This window comes from Paenibacillus sp. J31R98, from assembly GCF_056269245.1.
Map to the genome: position 1 here is coordinate 1,757,518 of NZ_JBWDNO010000001.1, position 18,099 is coordinate 1,775,616.

Genomic DNA, 18,099 nt, shown 5'->3' on the forward strand with positions numbered 1-18,099 from the left:
TCAGCTTGCTAAACTGATTTTAGTCTCATATGCCCGTAAAATCAATAGGGGAAATTATTACTCCTTTTCCCTCGCCTCCGACCATGCATGTTCCCCTTTGTATTTACAAATACTGTTTACGCTAAACTCACTTTACTTTAGGAGTGAATAATCATCCATGCGTAATTACAGAGTACGACCGGGAGGAATTATCGAAACTACCTTGAGAGGCGATGAAGTATTGAGAACGCCTCAACTGAATCAAGGCGTAGCATTCGCTACCGAGGTGCGGCGCGAGCTGGGACTTCAAGGCTTACTCCCTCCAACCGTTCTTACTATTGATCAACAACTTGAACGGGCCTATCAACAGTACTCTAGCCAGTCCACCAATGTGCTCAAGAATGTTTATTTATTAGCTCTTCGCGATAGGAATGAGGTGCTATACTATCGACTGATTTCCGAACATTTAAGTGAGATGCTCCCAATTATCTATACCCCGACCATTGGTGAAGCTATTGCGAATTATAGCCGACTTTATCGCCGTCCCGTTGGCGTTTATCTATCTATCGATGATCCAGATGGGATTGAAGAAGCCTTCGTCAACTTCGGCGTTCAACAAGGCGACATTGATCTCATAGTTGCCACTGACGGTGAACGCATTCTGGGTATCGGTGACTGGGGGGTAGGCGGCATTGATATTGCGTTAGGAAAACTAACGGTGTATACGGTCGCAAGCGGTATCCATCCGTTCCGAGTGATCCCCGTCATCTTAGATGTTGGCACGAACCGTGAAGAATTGCTACAAGACCCGCTTTATATCGGCAATCGTCATCCAAGGATTACTGGTGAACCGTATGATGCATTCATCGATCATTATGTCCGTACCGCGAAGAAGTTGTTCCCTAATGCTCTGCTGCATTGGGAAGACTTTGCCCAGCCCAATGCCAGACCTATTCTAGAACGATATAAGAATCAGCTCTGCACATTTAATGACGATATACAAGGTACTGGCGCGGTAACACTGGCAGTTGTGTTGTCATCTGTACGCGCTTCGGGTATTCCTTTATTGGAGCATCGCATCGTGATATTCGGAGGCGGGACTGCAGGAATCGGCGTTGCAGAACAAATTCGTGATGAATTCGTACGAGAAGGACTATCACCAGAGCAGGCAAACAGCCGATTCTGGGTGATTGACCGACCAGGGCTGTTGCTTCAGACGATGGAAGGCCTTCGGGATTTTCAAAAGCCATTCGCCCGTCTATCTCATGAATTGGAGAAATGGAATCAAGATAGAGAGGGAGGAATAAGCCTTCTAGAAGTAATTAAGCAAGTTCACCCCACCATTCTTATCGGAACCTCTACGGTCGGAGGTGCATTTACGGAGGAAATGGTCAAAGCTATGGCTGCTCATGTAGACCACCCCATTATTATGCCACTCTCAAATCCAACAGCAAAGTCCGAAGCGAAGCCATCCGATCTCATCCATTGGACGGACGGGAAAGCCTTGGTTGCGACAGGCAGTCCATTTGAACCTGTGAATTATAAAGGGGTAACGTACTACATTGGACAAGCAAATAACGCCTATGTTTTTCCAGGAATCGGGCTCGGTACGATTGTTTCGCGGGCAGAACGAGTAACTGATGGTATGCTGGTTGCTGCTGCAAAAGCTGTGGCTGGAATGGTAGATATCACTGAGCCCGGTGCATCGTTGCTTCCTCGTGTTAATGAACTGCGTAACATATCTGCAACCGTTGCGATTGAAGTTGCGAAGGCAGCTATTCTAGAAGGAGTCGCTACAGGACAACTCGAGAATATTGAACAAGCTGTCTATGAATCCATGTGGCAACCCACATACAACCGAATTATTGGGGTAACGTCATTGGAGTAAGGGTAACATCAAGTCTCTAAGTGCATCGCATCTGCGTCATTCGCATGTACATATTTATTCGTTTTTTACCAAATAATAAGATGCTTATAAACCAACTATGGAGGTTCCAATTGCTTCTATGACTACAAGTAATGAGTTTCTATCCGGGGTCCGCGAGAGACGAACCAACTATGCCATTAGTAAAGAATCTACAATTTCCGATCAGCGTATCGAAGAAATCATTAGTGATGCGGTTAAGCACACGCCATCGGCTTTTAATTCGCAGAGCACGAGAATTGTTCTACTCTTGGGGGAGCAGCACGATAAACTTTGGGACATTACAACGCAGGTGTTGAAGGTGATCGTACCCGCAGAGCATTTTGAATCCACTCAGCAGAAAATGGACAGCTTCAAAGCCGGCTATGGCTCCATTCTTTTCTTCGAGGATGAGAGCATTATCCAAGGGCTGCAAGCGCAATTCCCTACTTATCAGGATAAATTCCCTGATTGGTCCCAGCATACGAATGCCATGCATCAATTCGTCATCTGGACCTCGTTGGCGAACGAAGGGCTGGGCGCAAGCCTTCAACATTACAATCCCCTGATCGATGAGCAGGTGAAGACGGAATGGAGCATTCCGGAGAACTGGAAGCTAATCGCTCATATGCCATTCGGCAAACCAACCGCGCCTCCGGGGGAGAAGCAATTCAAGCCGATCGAGGAACGCTTCAAAGTTTTCAAATAAAGAAAGAAGCAGCGATTCGCATCGCTGCTTCTTTTGAGAGTTCGATTTTTGTACTCTCAGCTTCGCATTCTCCTCCCATCTCCGCTAGAAAGAGTAATAAACCTCTTGCCCCTCCAGAAACGGTTTCCATATTTTGTTACACGCTTTCTCGGCATGCTCTCTGATCCACCCATTACGGTCCGAATCGCCTATAAAGAATGCGTAGCACAATAAGACATCCATAATAATTAAGCCTTCAACGATCCTTAAGCTCTCAGATGTGAACGTTCCCTTCGAAGCATAACCAGCTAAGAACGAATTTCTTACGCCACTCTTCAGAACAGTCGTAGCGCTGCCAATATCGAATAAATAGTAGCCGAATCCGGATAAGCAATAGTCAATGAAACAAGGAGTATCGCCACTGAGCACGACATTATTTAACTGAATATCCGAGTGAATGATCCCCCATGTATTCTCTTGCGCATCTAACTGTTTGATTTGGTCCTTTACTACTGCGCATACTTCAACGATAACCGAATACAGGTCAGGGCTGAGAATTTCCGCGTCTACGCCGTATTTGAGTTCATTAATGGTGAAATCTACTTTCTCTGCATCATAGACCGGTCTCTCAAAATCTTCAGAGGGTGTGAACGCTCGCGTAAATTGATGAAGTAGTGCCAGCTGCTCACCCAGCTTATATGCTATCTCTGAGCTCTCGCTATCATCCTTGGTCAGTATGGGACCTTCAATCCAAGTAAGAAGGGTTGCATAACAAGTCGTATCGTCCATCTCTGTTGCAGATACATATTCGTTCCAACGATTAGCAACAGGAATTTGTACTTGCAGCTCACTATTCCGATGGAGTTCCTGAAGCAAGCTCACTTCAGAACGCAATCCCGTGAGCGTATGCTGGATGCCAGACAATCCCACTGTAGCAGGGCGATGTATTCTGAGCAGATAGCTCGTGCCATCTGCTCGATCCGTTACTTTATAAGTTAAGTTCTCATTATGTCTGATAAACTCGATTTCCGGATCTGATAACTGATACTGTGAGATGACTTCCTTAGCGATAGCAAATTGATCTTGGTTCATCGTCTATTGCCCTCCAAATATGAAAACCGACTCCGAATAGGCGTCGGTTCATCATGTATACTGTTTACTCGATATCTGCCTTGAATAGATCCAGCTTTACAGGAAAGCCGTATCCCATTGACTCTAGTAGACGCATTTTCCACTCGTCTGCTTCATGGACTAACGTTTCTACTTCGGTCCGTCCATGTGCAAGATGATACTCGAACCCCTTAGTCAGCAAATACTCACTGAGGCCAGAATCACGCCAACGCGGATGGACGAATAACCTTTCAACCGCACCTGTTTGCCAACACATCACACTGCCTACAAGCTCATCGCCCTCAAATGCAGCAATGGTATGCAGCTCGGGACCGGCCATCATCCACTCAAGCATATTGACACTTCTATATACGACGCCTTTGTAGTAGATATTTTCTGCCTCAGTGTACTTGATTCTCTCTTCTGCAGATGCCATTGGATGATGCCTTACTTCAACGCCGTGAGGTTGCCGGAATTCGGGAAGACCTGGTTCGAGCGATATCTTTGCAAAATAATACGTTTGATAAGGAGTAAACTGCGCCCCTTCGATATACGCGCCGTTACCATGATAATCATTCCATGCTACCAGCCTTGTCTGCTTGCCCGGATTTCGAATAGCCTGACAAGTCTCAAGCAAGGCAGGATATAGAGCAGATCGCACTTCAGCAATTCGCTCTGCACCCCTTCCATTCACATCCATCACAATTTCCATCACATCGTGATTGTCATCAATTCCGTGGCGCAAATAACCTAGTGCAATGAGTTCATTCTGCTCGTCGAATACACAGCTCATCTTCTGATGTTCATAATCTCTGTTGAATTTAAAAAGCACCCATGCCTTGTGACTCAAGCTGTCAACAAGATCCTCTAAGTCAGCATGATATGCGCGGACCACTAATGCCATATGTATCATCCCCTGTCTAATCGCTAAGCAAAGAATAGCAATTCAAGCAGGACTGCGATATATAAGAAACGTTTAGAGTTATTCTTTGCACACAAGTTGCTACTCCGCTTCATTCTGGCTGATTCTTCCATCCACTCCTAATTCTGCAACCATTGCCGAATTTCCTGCCCGCATAAATTTAATTTGGACTCCTGCCTTTCCCCCCTGTCATTCGCCTACGCGTTAAGGGCACTTGCCGCATAGGCTGTTATCATTGAACGATACAAGGGGCAATTCGGATGGCAAAGAGAATAACCGAAATTCCAGCATTGACGGACTCTAATGATATTTCCGCGGATGACCTCGCATTGCTCTCTGCGGTCATTCTCGTCATCGGTGATTTGTTTGGTTTATTTGCCGTGCTGAAAGCACGTTCGGAGAAAGAAGATTAATACAACTGGAGGGCGAATGGCAGATGGATAAAACCAATCAGGTCACAGCCGATGACCTTGCGAGAATATCATCATCATTGATGATTCTCGGTTCCAGTCTTGCGCTGCTCGCGTTAGATAGAGCCGAACAAGATAGGCGCAATAAGGAATCCATGTCGACGGCGATCAACTATTTGCTCAAACGATTTCATCGATAGCCATTATATGAGCGAAGGCTGCCATCATCAGTTGGCAGCCTTCTTTCATTTTGCTTATTTATCCGATCCCAATTGGATCAGCTCGTTCACTGTAACGAAGCGATACCCTTGCTTGCTAAGTGCATCCAGAATGCCCGTGGCAACCTTCAACTCGTCGCCTGTCTTATCGTACATGGGATGCAGCAATATAATAGAACCAGGCTTCACGCCATTCAACACGTTGGTTACTTTATCTGCTACGGTGGTGTAATTCGTGTCGGGTTCAAGGCTCCACATAATCGTCTTCATGTCCTTATCGTGCAAGTAATGCGGCAAGCTGAACAGCTTCTTCCCATATGGAGGGCGAAAATGAATCTCTCCCGTGTAGCCCGCTTGCCGAATCAAGTCGTTCGTCTGCTCAACTTCCTGCTCCACATAGGCACGACTCTTGATCAATATCCGTTGATGCGAGTAGGAGTGATTTCCCAGCTGATGTCCCGCCTCGACGATCTTCTTCGCGTCTTCCATATGCGTCTTCAACTCATTGCCGATGACGAAGAACGTACCCTTCGCGTTGTACTTGGCAAGGATGGGCAGCAGTTGATCCACATTGTCTGTCGGACCGTCATCGAAGGTGAGCGCGACGACTTTCTCATCTGTTTGAACATGATTGATAATGCCGCCATAGAATTGGAAGCTTCGAGAGTTCATCCATTTCTGCGTGCCGATCAGCAGCAGGACGAGGACAAGCAGCGTCACGGCGAGTATCCAAAGTCGTCTTTTCAAAGGCTGAAACTTCCTTTCTATTCTTTCAAATCATAGCTGTATAAGTTCAAACATATTTTAACTCGACTTCGCGTCTAAAAAAAGAAAAAGATTGCCCCCTTTCAAATGAGGACAATCAACTCTGTATCACGTTAAAATAACTTCTCCCGAAACGGTGTAAGCAGCGAATGATAAGCAGCCTCCCGCCCCGCTTCCAGCTTGCTGATGAATGCTTCGCGGCTAGCCGCAGCTGCAAATGCTTGAACTTTCTCCGTCAGCTTCTCGGCCAATTGCAGGTCATCCGATGCGATGATCCAGTCGGCTAAGTCTAATCCATGCATGAGATCGAAGCTTTTGAACCGGTAACCGATGCAGACGAATGGTACGTTTGCCGCTGCGGACAACAGATTGGCATGCAGCTTGAAGTTAATGGTCGCTTCGAATCCAGCAAGCAGCTTCACATATTCCGATGCCGAATATACTTTGGGATCGAAGGTTATTCGCTCATCGTTGCCAAGCTTGTTATAGAACCGCGTTAGCGCGTCCTTGTCAGCTCCCCATACCGAATAGAGATGGAGCTTGTAGCCAAGCGCAAGCAGCGCACGTCCTGCTTCTGCTAGTCGGTCCTCCACCTGCTCCTCGCTACCGCCGTATAGCCGATTGTAGGTGGTGCCCCAATTGATGCCAATTGTTCTGGATCGTCCCTCGATGTCCTTTAAAGCAGATTGTGCCGCAGATACCGGCCTCAGCGCATTCATCAACATTGCGGAATCTCCGCTGATCGTGAGATGCTTCGGCAATGCGCCGAGCGATTCTACATATTCCCGCGTCCAAGGTCCACGAACACCGCAATAGACACTGTGCTCCATAATAGCCTGCAGCTTCTGAACATAGGACGGAGTTTCAATGGCTTGCTCCGCGACAAGCTGCCCCTCCGGCGAAGTCAACAGCTTGTGAAGCCGGTCATGGCCGCTCCCCCAGATGATGATGGTCTTCCCAAGCTCCAGAGCATCATGCACCAGATCGACATAACCCGGAACGATCAGCGAGCCTCCGCCAAGGACAATCGTATCGTACTGACTGACTTTCTTCCATTCCACATTAGGAAAAGACGGGATGACTTCATACTCTTCCTTATTCAGATGAGCCTCCGCCATAGACTTGAACATCTCCCACATCCACTCATCTCCAAGGTTGTTGAAGCCTATCCAACCGAGATACAGCACTTTCCGCATTCGTCACCATCACTCCATTCCAATCAAGTTCTCTCCCAGCAAAGAATGATACAATCGTTTCATCTCGAGCGCTTTGTCACGGATATGAAAGTTCGCTCGCGCCCATGCTTGTCCTTGCCGGCCCATCTCCTCAAGCCTATGACCGGAACCAAACGCTTCGCTGATCGCCTCTCCGATCCGCTGCTCGGAAGGGCGCTCCTTGGAGTCATGATCGCCAAAATAATACTGCCATGCTTCGTCATATACTGACTGATCCACAAAGCCGAAGTAACCATGATTGCCAATCGCCAATACGGGCTTGCCGCATGCCATGGCCTCCAGCGCTACTCTTCCTGTCCCGACAACGAGATCGCCCAGGTTATAGTAATCTCGCATCTGCATTTGACTGCCTACCAGATGGACGAAATGCGCATTGCACTCGAGGTTAACCGACTCAGCAAGCTCGGTAATAGCAGCAGCCTGGTTGCCTGAACCCGCGATAACCACGTGAAGGGGCAGCGTTCCGCTCAATTGAAGCGTACGAGCCGCCCGAACGAGCATTGCGCACACGACCGCTTTATCCCAAGCTAGACGGGACGCATAGACGACCACCTTCTCGCCAGCCGGGATGCGAAGATCGTCGCGAAGCGAGCGAGCGGATTCAGGACGATACTGTTCAAAATCGATTCCGTTCGCAATTACATGCGACGCAATGCCTTGCCTCGCAAGATAAGCCTGAACCGGAAGACTTACGCTTATGAAGGTGCAGCCTGCGGCCTGCATCTGCTGCAGCTGATCGGAAGGGTAGTAAGCGCCGTGAATCGTAAACACAACGGGAATGCCAAGCTTCCTTGCCGCTTCCGCTGCATACAAACCGGATGGCGTCTGGTGAATATGCACCAGATCGATCTTCCGGCTGCGCATGATCTGTCCAAGCGCAGTTTCTGCATGCTTCTGGCGCGCAGGGTCGCGCAGCTGCTCCGCAGTCAGATCGACCCGATGAATCGGACAGCCTGCACGGGCAAAGGATTCATACATCACACCGGTTCCGCCTGCATAGACAGGCATGACGCCGAGCGATGGGAAAGCTTTCACCAGGCTGAGCACATACGTTTCCGTACCGCCGACAGCCAAGCTATCCATCACCATCAACAGCCGCATCCGACGATTATGCCTCATGGTCCTGCTCCTTCTGCGACTTGCCAAAATAGGCTCGTGAACGCTGCGTCTGATGCTTGCGGTAGTAATACAGCACCTCCCGCATGTTGTCCACGTTCCTTGCGCCTGGCTTAATCACTTTTGCTATAAACTCGTAATCCTCCGCCCCTTCTATGCGTCTTGTATGTCCGCCGATATGGTCAAACACCGACCCTCGGAACATCAAGGTTCCATGACAGATGCAATGTCCTCCTTCTGCATAGATCTTCGCAATCTGATTGCCGTATTTGAGCCAATAAACCGGCATCCGGCGATCCGGATACCCATCTTCGAACACTTCGTAGTTCGTGCCAAGCAAGTCGATCTGCGGATTCTGCTTCAAATACCGAGCCTGTTTCGCAATCCGTTCCGGATGAGATAGATCATCTGCATCCTGAATCGCGATAAACTCGCCCTTTGCCAAATACATCCCCGCTGTAATAGCGCCAGCATAACCTGTATTGCGTGGCAGCCTCAGCGTATAAATCCCCTTGCCCTCCCTCAATAAGGGCTCGTTCATGTTCAACCAATTCAGCACAAACTCGTAAGAACCATCAGTGGAAGCATCGTCGACAATAATGAGCTCCCAGTCCGGATAGGTCTGATTCAGCAGGCTTGTCAAGCAATCCGACAGATAGGGCAGCTTGTTGTAGACAGTGATGACAATGCTGACCAGCCCCGGTACACGTTGAAACGTCAATTCTCTCTCCTCCCTTACTCTCCATCCTTGTTACAACAGCCGAATATACGAGATGAACCGCAGCTGAATGATGGCATAGCTCCCGCTCTCGTAGCCGAACACCTCCGAGGTACGAAGCGTTACCGCTGTGGCATCGACCGACACGAGCGTGCCTTGAATGGTCTCCAGCGCACTCGCGATCTGTACCTCCTTGTTCACAAGCGATTGCAGCTCTTCAATCATCGTTCCACCTGCTTCCCTGTTAGCTGAAAGGCGACCAGCTGTTCCAGCGGCACGATGACGCTCATGCCGCCAAGTTCTCGAACGACTAGATAATCGTCCCCTACCTTCGCGATGGTTCCTTCGACTGTACCGGCTGGAGTTGACAGCTCAGCAGGTTTGCCTGTGTACTGCTCAAAGACTTGACCTAGCTTGTTCAAATTGTGCGCGCCGCCTTCGCGCTGCTCAGTATTCACAATTGTCGCTGCCAATTCTTCTCGGATCGCTTTGCGCAGCTCTGCGATTAGCAAAGGCTCGGCTTGCGGCTCCGGTTCCGGCGGCTGCGCAGCCTTCGGACGCATCAACATACGGGCAAGCCCGTCAAAATACTCCTTCAGCTCTTTCTCATTGACGATAATCTTCATCGCTCCTCTATCCTCCAATTCCTATGAAAACGGCTATTTTTCATACTTACTAGCTTATACAGTTAAGAGGATGAGCGTATGGGACAATCAACCAGCAACTTTGAAATGTTTGTATGGCAGTCCAAGACAAAAAGACACCTTCCCCAAATGGAAGGTGTCTCAAGTAGCACGTATATTAGCCCTTACAACTAGCCTCATCGATCAAACTCCGCAGCTTGATCGTTCTATCTCGTTCGACCATAATTTCTTCCATACTTCACAATCGTGCGGTACAGACTCTTGTCGCTCAGCGACTTGAGCGCGCTGTAGCTCGGACGCGTGTTCACTTCGAGGATCCAGAGTCTTCCCTCACGGTCAAGCGCTACATCCAGCCCCAGCTCATTGAACTTCTTGCTGCGCTTGTCGAAGCAAAGCGCGGTGTCCATACCAAGCTTCTTAAGCTGCCTCGTATAGCTCGTTACCTGCGCTTTGTTGAAGCCCGTACGCCGAAGCGTCGGCTCCACGAGCGCCAGTTTGCCGCCTTGATGATAGTTCGTTACGACCTTGCCCGGCTTGCCGAGCTTGACGAACATCACCGTCGGTACCCATTTGCGTCGTTTCGACCGCTGCATCGTCATGCGAAGATCAAATGGACGGCCGCGGCATGTTTTCAGCTTGATGCCCTTCTGGAGTAAGTAATTTTTGCCTTTGGCGATCGACTTCAGCTTGAGGTATAGCGCTCGCGTTGAAGATACGTCAGCCGACCGCATATCCTTCTTCACGTTGAAATGTCGGCCTCTGCTTCGAATAATACGAGCAATTCCTCCTCCGCCTGTGCCTCCAGTCGGCTTGAAGTAAATCATCTTATATTTGCCAGTCATTCGTATGAGCGATTTGCGCGTGAATGGCTTGGTCTCCGGAACGAAGCCTCTTACATTCCGGTCTGACAGCAACCATTTGGTCTTCGTCCATTTGCTCTTGATCGAGAAGCCTCGGCCGCCTTTTCTAGGCATTCCATCATCTCCTTCGCATCTACCAAGGATAGATTACTCTCCCAAACGCGAAACGGCACGGCATATAGCTGGATTCGATGGAAATAGGCTTTACACGACTTCATTCGGAAGCAATCACAGCGGCTCCTCTATTCAATCACTCTACGCGCTGTAACGAACCGCTCTTTCCACTGTCCATCGAAGCTTTCAAAATGAACGCCTAGCTTGTCCGAGTAGGTATGCAGAATTTGGCCATCCCCCGCATAGATGCCGACATGTCCGATATCGAGTCCGCGCGCGCTGAAGAACAGCAGATCGCCTTTGCGCAATTGATCAAGCTTCACTTCCTTACCTGCCTTCGCCTGATCATAGGATACCCGCGGAAGCTCAATGCCCAGCACCTCGCCGAAGACATGATTGACGAATGAGGAGCAATCAAATGTATTGGTCTGATTCGGATCTGCTCCAAACTCATAATGTGTGCCCAGGTAAGTTGCACCGAACGAGATAATGGCATCTGCTTGCATAGCCGACAAGCTTGGACTCGAATAATCCGAATACTTCGGTTTCGCGGAAATAAATCCAATTCCATTGTCCTCCGTCTGCACCTCGAGCCAATTCGCGTCTACCTCCCGGATGACATGGATGCGCTCCGCCTTCGGCAGCATACGAACAACTGTCGCTGTATTCTCGCCGCTCGGGCTCGTTCTCAGATTAACGCCATATGTAATCGTTGTATCAAAAGTATGTGCGGATGAGATAGTGATGGTATGTAGAGTAGCATGCCATTTGACCGCATTCCCTAGCAGTTCGCTTACGAATCGCAGCGGCACCATCGTTAATCCGTTCATGATCCGCCCAGGAGCGGGAAGATCCAACTTCTCCTGATTCTTGTAAGCAGACGTGTCTCCTAATTGATAGGTGATGATCGAATTGTCTTTGTTCGCAGTTATCGTATGCGTGGCTTCATCCCAGACGACCTTTGCCCCTTCCGCCTCGAAGATCGGACGCATCGGAACGAAGCTGATGCCGTTCTCAATATTGACGGGTACGGGTAGTGACTTACCATCCAGAAATACCGTAGGTGCTTGCTGGGAATTCACATCTGCATCTGCAGCTGCGTATAGACTTGTCCCTTGGCCTAGCGTAATAGCCGCAATCAGCAGCGTTCCTGAGACCATTTTAAATTTTCCATTCATTAACATGTCAAGGGTACTCCTTCCACGTGATGTACTTATTTAAACGCAACTCAGCCGAATAAGTTCTGCTGCTTCTTGAAGTTTTACCTGGCAACGCATTCGAGGCGGGCTCGTGCCATATAGTTTAGTAAACGTCGAACTAAAGGAGCGCACACGCTGTGAAAAAACAATTAGCCGCTTGGTTGCTGAGCGTACTGCTGCTGTCGTTAACGGCCTGTTCGAATGATTCGCCGACTACAAACACGAACAAAGTGCCAAGTAATGCCACGAGCCAAACGGACAATACAGGGACCAAAGGTGATCCTCCCGCTTCCAGTTCGAATACGAATAAGGATCCCGGCACCTCGACTAACAATTCTGTAGACACACCTTCGAATGATTCAACTAAAGACCCATCAACGACGCCGACCGATGAGCCTTCAACAACACCAACGGATGATCCATCCACTACCCCTACCGATGATCCATCTACGACTCCAACGGATGATCCGTCAACCACGCCTACTACGCCAGAGTTCGTTCCGCCTTACACCTTTACCTATCCAGACGCCGTTCGGGGCATCTATGTAACCGGCTGGTCTGCAGGCGGCGAACGGATGAAGACGTTGCTGAAGCTTGTTGACGATTCCGATCTCAATGCGATGGTCATCGACATTAAGGACGACGACGGCTACATTACGTTCAAGCCTGAGGGGGACATGGCCGAATTTGGCCAGCCGTATATGCGTGATCCGCAAGCGATCGTCAAGACACTGCACGAGCACAACATCTATCCGATTGCCCGCATTGTAGCGTTTAAGGATACGGTGCTTGCTAAGAAGCATCCTGAGCTTTCCTACGTCCTCGATGGCAAAGTATGGCGTAACGGCAACGGTGACGGGTTCATCAATCCGTTCCTGAAGGCGAATTGGCAGCACAATGTCGACGCCGCCATTCTAGCCGCGAAGCTCGGCTTCCAGGAAATTCAGTTCGACTACGTTCGCTTCCCGGAAGGCTTCGAGCGCAAAGACAAGGTGCTTCAATACTCGCTCGGCGATTACAAGGATAAGAAACCGACTAAGTTCATCGAAGAAGAGAAAGCCTATTCGGAAGCGATGGCTGGTTATGATACGGGGCTTGCACCATTGCAGGCAGCGTACGATACAGCGACTACGACGTATAACGGCAGCAAGACGGACGAGAACAAGAAAGCAATGGACGATGCGCAGAAAGCGCTCAGCGATTATAAGAAGACGAAGCCGGAGACCCCGGATTTAAGCGAGAAAGAACGCTTCACGCAGCTGCGCGTCGATGCGGTTACGGATTTCGTGCATTTTGCGAGGGAACAGCTGAAGCCTTATGGGGTGAAAGTGTCCGTTGATATTTTCGGATACTCCGCAACTCTTCCGGAAGCGCCGGGCATCGGGCAGAACTTCAGCCGCATCTCGGAGAATGTCGACGTCATCTCATCCATGATCTACCCAAGCCACTGGAGTGACGGCTACTTCGGCATCAAACACCCGGATATCGAGCCGTACCGCCTTGTGGCCGAGTATGCGAAGCGAGAGAAAGAGAAGCTCAGCGCGCTTGCCACGCCTCCGATCTCCCGTCCGTGGATACAAGACTTTACCGCTTCCTGGCTAGCGAAGGGCAGCTATATCCATTACGGCAAAGACCAAGTCGATGCTCAAATTCAAGCGCTCAAGGATTCAGGCATCCATGAGTTCTTGATCTGGAACGCCAATAACAGGTATTCGGCGGGCGTGAACTATACGCCGTAGGCAATGGAGCAGTAAAAAAACGCAAAGATCCAAGATGGGCAGGCTAGCTTTGGGCTCTGCATCTTCTTGGATCTTTTTGCATCGACGGCTGTCTTCTTTAGCAGATTGTGAGCGATTGTAAGCCGCCTGACCTGCGCTTCTTATCTCAGCTTCCCGACCAGCTTGTGTTCTAGCTGCTAAACCACTACTTAGAAGTGATAATCGGGCAAAATGCTGAAAGTGTGATCCCTAGGGATACACATTAGTTGAAAAGCGAGCGGAATGCCATAAGTGTGACCCCTAGGGATACACTTTAGTGGAAAATCGAGCGAAATGCCGTAAGTGTGACCCCTAGGGATACACTTCAGCGTAATCTCCGTATGATTGGACAAATGAAGGGGCTGTCCCTCAAGTCATGATGACTTTTGGGACAGCCCCTCTCACATATCATCTTCAGTTATTCGCTATCTCCGTGCTTCTGCCGCTTGTTGTAGACGACGATAAACCCGATGAACAGAATCACAGGAATCATAATCGCGACCGGAATGAATAAGATTGGTGTCATCCTTATTCTTCTGGGAATTCTACGTTGTGATAAACTTGTTGAACGTCTTCCAAATCCTCAAGAGCATCAATCAGCCTCTCGAACTGAACGAGATCATCTCCCGACAACTCAACGAAATTCTGCGCGAGCATCGTTTGCTCTGCTACTGTGAAATCCGTGACGCCGACTTGCTTGAATGCAGATTGAACCGCGTAGAATTGATCCGGCTCTGCATAGACGATCGCTGATTCTTCTTCGTCCTGAATATCGCGAACGTCTACATCCGCTTCCATCATGAGCTCAAGCACATCGTCGGAGGATTTGCCTTCTACGCCGATAACCGCCGTTGGGCTGAACATGTAAGCAACCGAGCCGCTCACGCCCATGTTGCCGCCGCGCTTATTGAACACCGAACGAACGTCCGCAGCTGTGCGGTTTACGTTATTCGTCAGCGTATCGACAATGATCATCGAACCGCTTGGACCGAAGCCTTCATAGCGCAGCTCCGAGTAGTTCTCATCCCCGCTGCCCTTCGCCTTCTCAATCGCGCGATCGATAATGGATTTCGGTACATTGTATGTTTTGGCGCGTTCAAGTACGAATTTAAGTGCTTGGTTGGATTCCGGATCCGGCTCACCCTTCTTGGCTGCCACATAAATTTCAATACCGAACTTGGCGTTAACACGGCTTGTGCTTGCGTCTTTCGAAGCTTTCTTCTCTTTAATATTATTCCACTTGCGTCCCATGCTGTACCCACTTTCTTAAACGAAGATATAATGATCCTTGAACCATTATATTGAATAAAGCATGAGGAAGACAAGTGCTAACCCCTGATCCGCTCACGAATCATCGTTGCGAGCATTTCGACTTGTTCCGCAAGCAATGCGCCTGACGCCATCGATCGCGCGGCAACCGGCGGATACCATGCCCTTATCTCCGCTTCAGTCACGCCGGATATGCTGCAATATTCATCAACGAAAATTTGATAAGCCGTCTGCCGAACAGACTGGAAGAACTGATCAACCTCGGAAGGCGTCTCTGGCGGGAGGACCGCATATTCAATGGCGACACACACTTCTGCAACATCCGCTTCCGGATTGCCGATAGCAGCATGCATCCAATCGATCATGACATATCGATCACCGTCGATGATAAGATTGCTAAGGTTCGTATCCCCATGGCACAATTGCTGCTTCATTGGCAGCTGGTCCAGATAGGCATGCAAATCCGCGACTTCTTCGGCAGCAAGAGCCGCAGGATGACCGATGATCGCTTTCAAATTATCGCGCTGGCTCGTCACAATACCTTCAGTCTGAGCCTGATGGATCGCATTCAGCACTCTTGCATAACGGCGGAGCTCATGGTTCGTTTCATCCGAATGGATGGGCTCGAATGCGTACAAGCTCTGAAAGATGCGACTCAAGAGTGTTTCTCCCTTAACCCCATCATATACGATGCCATGCCGCCCTTCCCATGTCACCATCTCATAGGGTCTCGGCACCGGCAGACCGCTATTCCAAGCGGCCGAGCTGTTACGGAACTCGCGCTCTACATCCTCTTGTCCCCAGCTCGAATGATACAGCTTTACAACTTTGTCTGCGCTTCCGCCCCATTCATAGACTTCGCAGCTTGAGCCGACTCCGACACATTCCCCTAACATCTCGTCTCCCCTATCCCATGACTTTAGTTGGTTATTGCCTTAACTTTAACGGTCAGGTTCACGCTGCGACTCGCACTGTCCCAACCAACAGGCAAGCCGAATGCAGCCGTAACAGCACGAATCGGCACGTATGCAGTCCCGCCTCGAACGATAGGCGCGAGCTCTGCTATTGCGATCTTGCCATCTATCCACAATGAAGATCCGCCTGAATAAGAGGCTACTGCCGAAGCGTTAGTGCGAACAAGAACGCTGCTCGTCCTCGCATCCCAAGTGACGGACTGACCGCTCAGCTTCGCCACCGCTCGAACCGGAATATACAATCGTCCGTTCTCCGTTAGCGGCTTCGACGCGGCATCAACGACTGGAACTCCATTGACTGATAGGAATATGCTTGTCGCCGGTTTCAGCTCAATATCCGCGCGAAGATTGGAGGCATTGCCATAGTTCGTACCGGAAATTCGGATATAGCCTTTGCCAGTCGGAATGGGTTTCAACGTGCCATCAACAGCAGTCCCATATGCTGGCATCGTGAAATCAACCGAATAATGTCCGAACTTCGCTGTACTCTTATAGATAATCAACGAAGGATCGGGATCAGCGCTGTTATAGGTGGTCTGAATCGGCGCCCAGGTCACGATGACAGACGACTCCTTCTGCGAATCGCCATTGACCCCTGCAACATGAAGTTTTTCTCCAAAATGAGTTGGATTCGGATTCACAACAAGCGGCGGCGGCATCTTCTTCAATTCGTTATAGAGGTGGTAAGATTCAGCGTCTTGCAGAACAAGCGCCTTGCCATTGCCCTGTGCAATGGTAAGGCCAGCCCCTTCTTCCACTTCGATATAGCTCACCTTATCGGTGAATTCGATGCTCATGCCATGGAAGAACGTTTCTGTCACGACAGGCTTCACCGATTTCAAAACAGCTTTCGCAACGAATCTTTGCAGCAAGCTGCATGCTTTGCCTATTAAGGCATGATCGTCAGGATTGGCACTAATAATCGGCAAGTAAGCAAGATCCCCCTGTTGGAGATAGACGGATCCCACCGTCTGCGGGCTGCAGCTCGCTGCTAGTTCCTTCAGCGGCTTGCTCTTAGGCAGCTGCTCGCGTTCCTGCTCATATGACGGCCGCCAATAAGTAAGGCGCAGCGTCTGCTTGTTTCCTTCAAGCGGATTCGTATAGAAGAAGTCCATTTGCCCATGACCCATATCCGCCGCAAAACTTAGTGTATCGCCGGGATACGGGGTTTTGTTCGTATGCGCATACTTCAACTCATCGCCGGTGAGCAGCTTATCTGCCAAAGTGACTATCGTATTGTCTTTCTTGTCGAACAGCATTAAGAGACCTGTTTGATTAGGCCTTGCAACCATATAATCCTCGCCAATGCCTTGAAGCGTATATACATCATCTTTGCCGAACAGCGCTGGCAGGTTATAGCTATCGACTAGCTTCGCATTCTGATCGTATGCCGTTACGATCCGTCCATCGGTCAATAAGTAGCGTGGTTGCCACGCGCCTGCGATAAGAACCTGCGTGTAGGAGGCATTGTAATCATAATGTCGTTGATAGATGGCTTTCTGCTGAGCAACAATCTTCTTTCCGTGTACGAGAAGCTGGTAAGCCGTATATTGCACGCCTACTTTATTGACGATAGAGAGAACGAAGTCGCTTTGCGTCGCCCCGTTATAGTTGATGGTGATCGTTCCTTGAAGGCTTCCATCCAGCTTGCCGAGCAAGGTAACAGGCGTCTGTTCGTCCTTCGTCACGTAGATCTCGCCTGTTTTACGGTTCAGCCATGTCATGCTCCATGGATACTCTTTAAAGAAATCATCGCTGCGCGTAATGCGCACCGTACCAGCTGCTGCATCCCATTCAACCTTGGCGCCGGTCGCCTCGGACAAGAAACGAAGCGGTACATAAATGCGGCCTTGCACGAGCTGAAGCGGCGCACTTAGCGTCATATCTTGTCCATTCACGGTAGCTGTCAATGCGCCATAGGTCAGCTTAATAGACAGATTCGGATAATACATCGTTGCCGATTGGGTTGCCGCCGCCCACGAAACCGTCGTGCCGAGCAGCTCGCCCATGTCCCGCAGAGGCAAGTAGATATTGCTCCCATCCATATAAGGAGCTGACTTCGGCGTAAAGCTTTTGCCATTCATCGTTACTTTAATAGGGGTCGATCCAGTATCTGTTTGGGCAAATGCAGCCACGGGGAGCTGTAGTACAATCGATGCGATAAGCAATAATGCAGTCAGTGCATAGCGAGTTCTTCTTATGCGTAACAAAGACTCAT

18 protein-coding genes are annotated in these 18,099 nt (G+C 49.5%); 5 read left to right on the forward strand and 13 right to left on the reverse strand.

From position 1 onward, the window contains the following. Positions 1-157: 157 nt before the first annotated feature. Both AC0YNX_RS07940 and AC0YNX_RS07945 read left to right on the forward strand, forming a co-directional pair. Positions 158-1,867: an NAD-dependent malic enzyme gene (locus tag AC0YNX_RS07940; protein ID WP_475815081.1), complete on the forward strand. Its 1,710-nt coding sequence runs from the start codon at positions 158-160 to the stop codon at positions 1,865-1,867. 118 nt (positions 1,868-1,985) lie between these two features. Further along, positions 1,986-2,591 (forward strand): nitroreductase family protein, encoded by a 606-nt coding sequence (locus tag AC0YNX_RS07945; protein ID WP_475815082.1) that lies wholly within the window; start codon positions 1,986-1,988, stop codon positions 2,589-2,591. A gap of 84 nt (positions 2,592-2,675) precedes the next feature. Here AC0YNX_RS07945 and AC0YNX_RS07950 read toward each other — a convergent pair whose 3' ends face one another. Further along, positions 2,676-3,662, reverse strand: coding sequence for a phosphotransferase enzyme family protein (locus AC0YNX_RS07950; RefSeq protein ID WP_475815083.1), 987 nt, complete (start codon positions 3,660-3,662; stop codon positions 2,676-2,678). A 64-nt stretch (positions 3,663-3,726) separates the two neighbouring features. Further along, a complete protein-coding gene (locus AC0YNX_RS07955; RefSeq protein WP_475815084.1) occupies positions 3,727-4,584 on the reverse strand; it encodes a GNAT family N-acetyltransferase in 858 nt (285 codons plus the stop codon). Between the two features lie 278 nt (positions 4,585-4,862). Between AC0YNX_RS07955 and AC0YNX_RS07960 the strand changes: the two genes are divergently transcribed. Together AC0YNX_RS07960 and AC0YNX_RS07965 are read left to right on the forward strand one after the other, a co-directional pair. Continuing rightward, complete coding sequence (locus AC0YNX_RS07960; protein ID WP_475815085.1) at positions 4,863-5,015, forward strand: hypothetical protein; 153 nt, start codon at positions 4,863-4,865, stop codon at positions 5,013-5,015. Positions 5,016-5,038: 23 nt separating this feature from the next. After that, positions 5,039-5,212, forward strand: a complete 174-nt coding sequence (locus AC0YNX_RS07965) for a hypothetical protein (protein WP_475815086.1) — start codon at positions 5,039-5,041, stop codon at positions 5,210-5,212. 54 nt (positions 5,213-5,266) lie between these two features. On the opposite strand, the gene AC0YNX_RS07970 is transcribed toward AC0YNX_RS07965, so the two are convergent. From AC0YNX_RS07970 to AC0YNX_RS08005, 8 genes are all read right to left on the reverse strand, one after another. Continuing rightward, positions 5,267-5,977 (reverse strand): polysaccharide deacetylase family protein, encoded by a 711-nt coding sequence (locus AC0YNX_RS07970; RefSeq protein WP_475815087.1) that lies wholly within the window; start codon positions 5,975-5,977, stop codon positions 5,267-5,269. Between the two features lie 131 nt (positions 5,978-6,108). Continuing rightward, positions 6,109-7,191: a polysaccharide pyruvyl transferase family protein gene (locus AC0YNX_RS07975; RefSeq protein WP_475815088.1), complete on the reverse strand. Its 1,083-nt coding sequence runs from the start codon at positions 7,189-7,191 to the stop codon at positions 6,109-6,111. Positions 7,192-7,200: 9 nt separating this feature from the next. Next, positions 7,201-8,349 carry a glycosyltransferase gene (locus tag AC0YNX_RS07980; RefSeq protein WP_475815089.1) on the reverse strand — a complete coding sequence of 383 codons (1,149 nt, stop codon included), beginning with the start codon at positions 8,347-8,349 and terminating at the stop codon, positions 7,201-7,203. Then, positions 8,339-9,067, reverse strand: a complete 729-nt coding sequence (locus tag AC0YNX_RS07985) for a glycosyltransferase family 2 protein (RefSeq protein ID WP_475815090.1) — start codon at positions 9,065-9,067, stop codon at positions 8,339-8,341. The genes AC0YNX_RS07980 and AC0YNX_RS07985 overlap by 11 nt, the downstream gene beginning before the upstream one ends. 30 nt (positions 9,068-9,097) lie before the next feature. Next, positions 9,098-9,289 (reverse strand): hypothetical protein, encoded by a 192-nt coding sequence (locus AC0YNX_RS07990; RefSeq protein WP_475815091.1) that lies wholly within the window; start codon positions 9,287-9,289, stop codon positions 9,098-9,100. Beyond that, a complete protein-coding gene (locus AC0YNX_RS07995; protein WP_475815092.1) occupies positions 9,286-9,690 on the reverse strand; it encodes a hypothetical protein in 405 nt (134 codons plus the stop codon). The genes AC0YNX_RS07990 and AC0YNX_RS07995 overlap by 4 nt, the downstream gene beginning before the upstream one ends. A 224-nt stretch (positions 9,691-9,914) precedes the next feature. Next, on the reverse strand, positions 9,915-10,682 hold the full coding sequence (locus AC0YNX_RS08000; RefSeq protein ID WP_475815093.1) for a YheC/YheD family protein: 768 nt from the start codon (positions 10,680-10,682) through the stop codon (positions 9,915-9,917). A gap of 128 nt (positions 10,683-10,810) precedes the next feature. After that, complete coding sequence (locus tag AC0YNX_RS08005) at positions 10,811-11,866, reverse strand: stalk domain-containing protein (protein ID WP_475815094.1); 1,056 nt, start codon at positions 11,864-11,866, stop codon at positions 10,811-10,813. A gap of 152 nt (positions 11,867-12,018) precedes the next feature. Here AC0YNX_RS08005 and AC0YNX_RS08010 point away from each other — a divergent pair, with 152 nt between their 5' ends. Beyond that, positions 12,019-13,620: a putative glycoside hydrolase gene (locus AC0YNX_RS08010; RefSeq protein WP_475815095.1), complete on the forward strand. Its 1,602-nt coding sequence runs from the start codon at positions 12,019-12,021 to the stop codon at positions 13,618-13,620. Between the two features lie 546 nt (positions 13,621-14,166). Here the strand turns inward: AC0YNX_RS08010 and AC0YNX_RS08015 are convergent. The 3 genes from AC0YNX_RS08015 to AC0YNX_RS08025 form a co-directional block, all read right to left on the reverse strand. After that, complete coding sequence (locus AC0YNX_RS08015) at positions 14,167-14,889, reverse strand: YebC/PmpR family DNA-binding transcriptional regulator (protein WP_475815096.1); 723 nt, start codon at positions 14,887-14,889, stop codon at positions 14,167-14,169. A gap of 77 nt (positions 14,890-14,966) precedes the next feature. After that, positions 14,967-15,803, reverse strand: coding sequence for an aminoglycoside phosphotransferase family protein (locus AC0YNX_RS08020; protein WP_475815097.1), 837 nt, complete (start codon positions 15,801-15,803; stop codon positions 14,967-14,969). Between the two features lie 23 nt (positions 15,804-15,826). Further along, the gene (locus AC0YNX_RS08025) at positions 15,827-18,091 is read right to left on the reverse strand and encodes a copper amine oxidase N-terminal domain-containing protein (protein ID WP_475815098.1); all 2,265 of its coding nucleotides are present in this window, start codon (positions 18,089-18,091) and stop codon (positions 15,827-15,829) included. Positions 18,092-18,099: the final 8 nt, after the last annotated feature.

Excerpts from the sequence above, each read along its gene's own strand:
- AC0YNX_RS07940 (WP_475815081.1), top strand. The coding sequence starts at position 158 with ATGCGTAATTACAGAGTACGACCGGGAGGAATTATCGAAACTACCTTG.
- AC0YNX_RS07945 (WP_475815082.1), top strand. The coding sequence starts at position 1,986 with ATGACTACAAGTAATGAGTTTCTATCCGGGGTCCGCGAGAGACGAACC.
- AC0YNX_RS07950 (WP_475815083.1), bottom strand. The coding sequence starts at position 3,662 with ATGAACCAAGATCAATTTGCTATCGCTAAGGAAGTCATCTCACAGTAT.
- AC0YNX_RS07955 (WP_475815084.1), bottom strand. The coding sequence starts at position 4,584 with ATGGCATTAGTGGTCCGCGCATATCATGCTGACTTAGAGGATCTTGTT.
- AC0YNX_RS07960 (WP_475815085.1), top strand. The coding sequence starts at position 4,863 with ATGGCAAAGAGAATAACCGAAATTCCAGCATTGACGGACTCTAATGAT.
- AC0YNX_RS07965 (WP_475815086.1), top strand. The coding sequence starts at position 5,039 with ATGGATAAAACCAATCAGGTCACAGCCGATGACCTTGCGAGAATATCA.
- AC0YNX_RS07975 (WP_475815088.1), bottom strand. The coding sequence starts at position 7,191 with ATGCGGAAAGTGCTGTATCTCGGTTGGATAGGCTTCAACAACCTTGGA.
- AC0YNX_RS07980 (WP_475815089.1), bottom strand. The coding sequence starts at position 8,349 with ATGAGGCATAATCGTCGGATGCGGCTGTTGATGGTGATGGATAGCTTG.
- AC0YNX_RS07990 (WP_475815091.1), bottom strand. The coding sequence starts at position 9,289 with ATGATTGAAGAGCTGCAATCGCTTGTGAACAAGGAGGTACAGATCGCG.
- AC0YNX_RS07995 (WP_475815092.1), bottom strand. The coding sequence starts at position 9,690 with ATGAAGATTATCGTCAATGAGAAAGAGCTGAAGGAGTATTTTGACGGG.
- AC0YNX_RS08000 (WP_475815093.1), bottom strand. The coding sequence starts at position 10,682 with ATGCCTAGAAAAGGCGGCCGAGGCTTCTCGATCAAGAGCAAATGGACG.
- AC0YNX_RS08005 (WP_475815094.1), bottom strand. The coding sequence starts at position 11,866 with ATGTTAATGAATGGAAAATTTAAAATGGTCTCAGGAACGCTGCTGATT.
- AC0YNX_RS08015 (WP_475815096.1), bottom strand. The coding sequence starts at position 14,889 with ATGGGACGCAAGTGGAATAATATTAAAGAGAAGAAAGCTTCGAAAGAC.
- AC0YNX_RS08020 (WP_475815097.1), bottom strand. The coding sequence starts at position 15,803 with ATGTTAGGGGAATGTGTCGGAGTCGGCTCAAGCTGCGAAGTCTATGAA.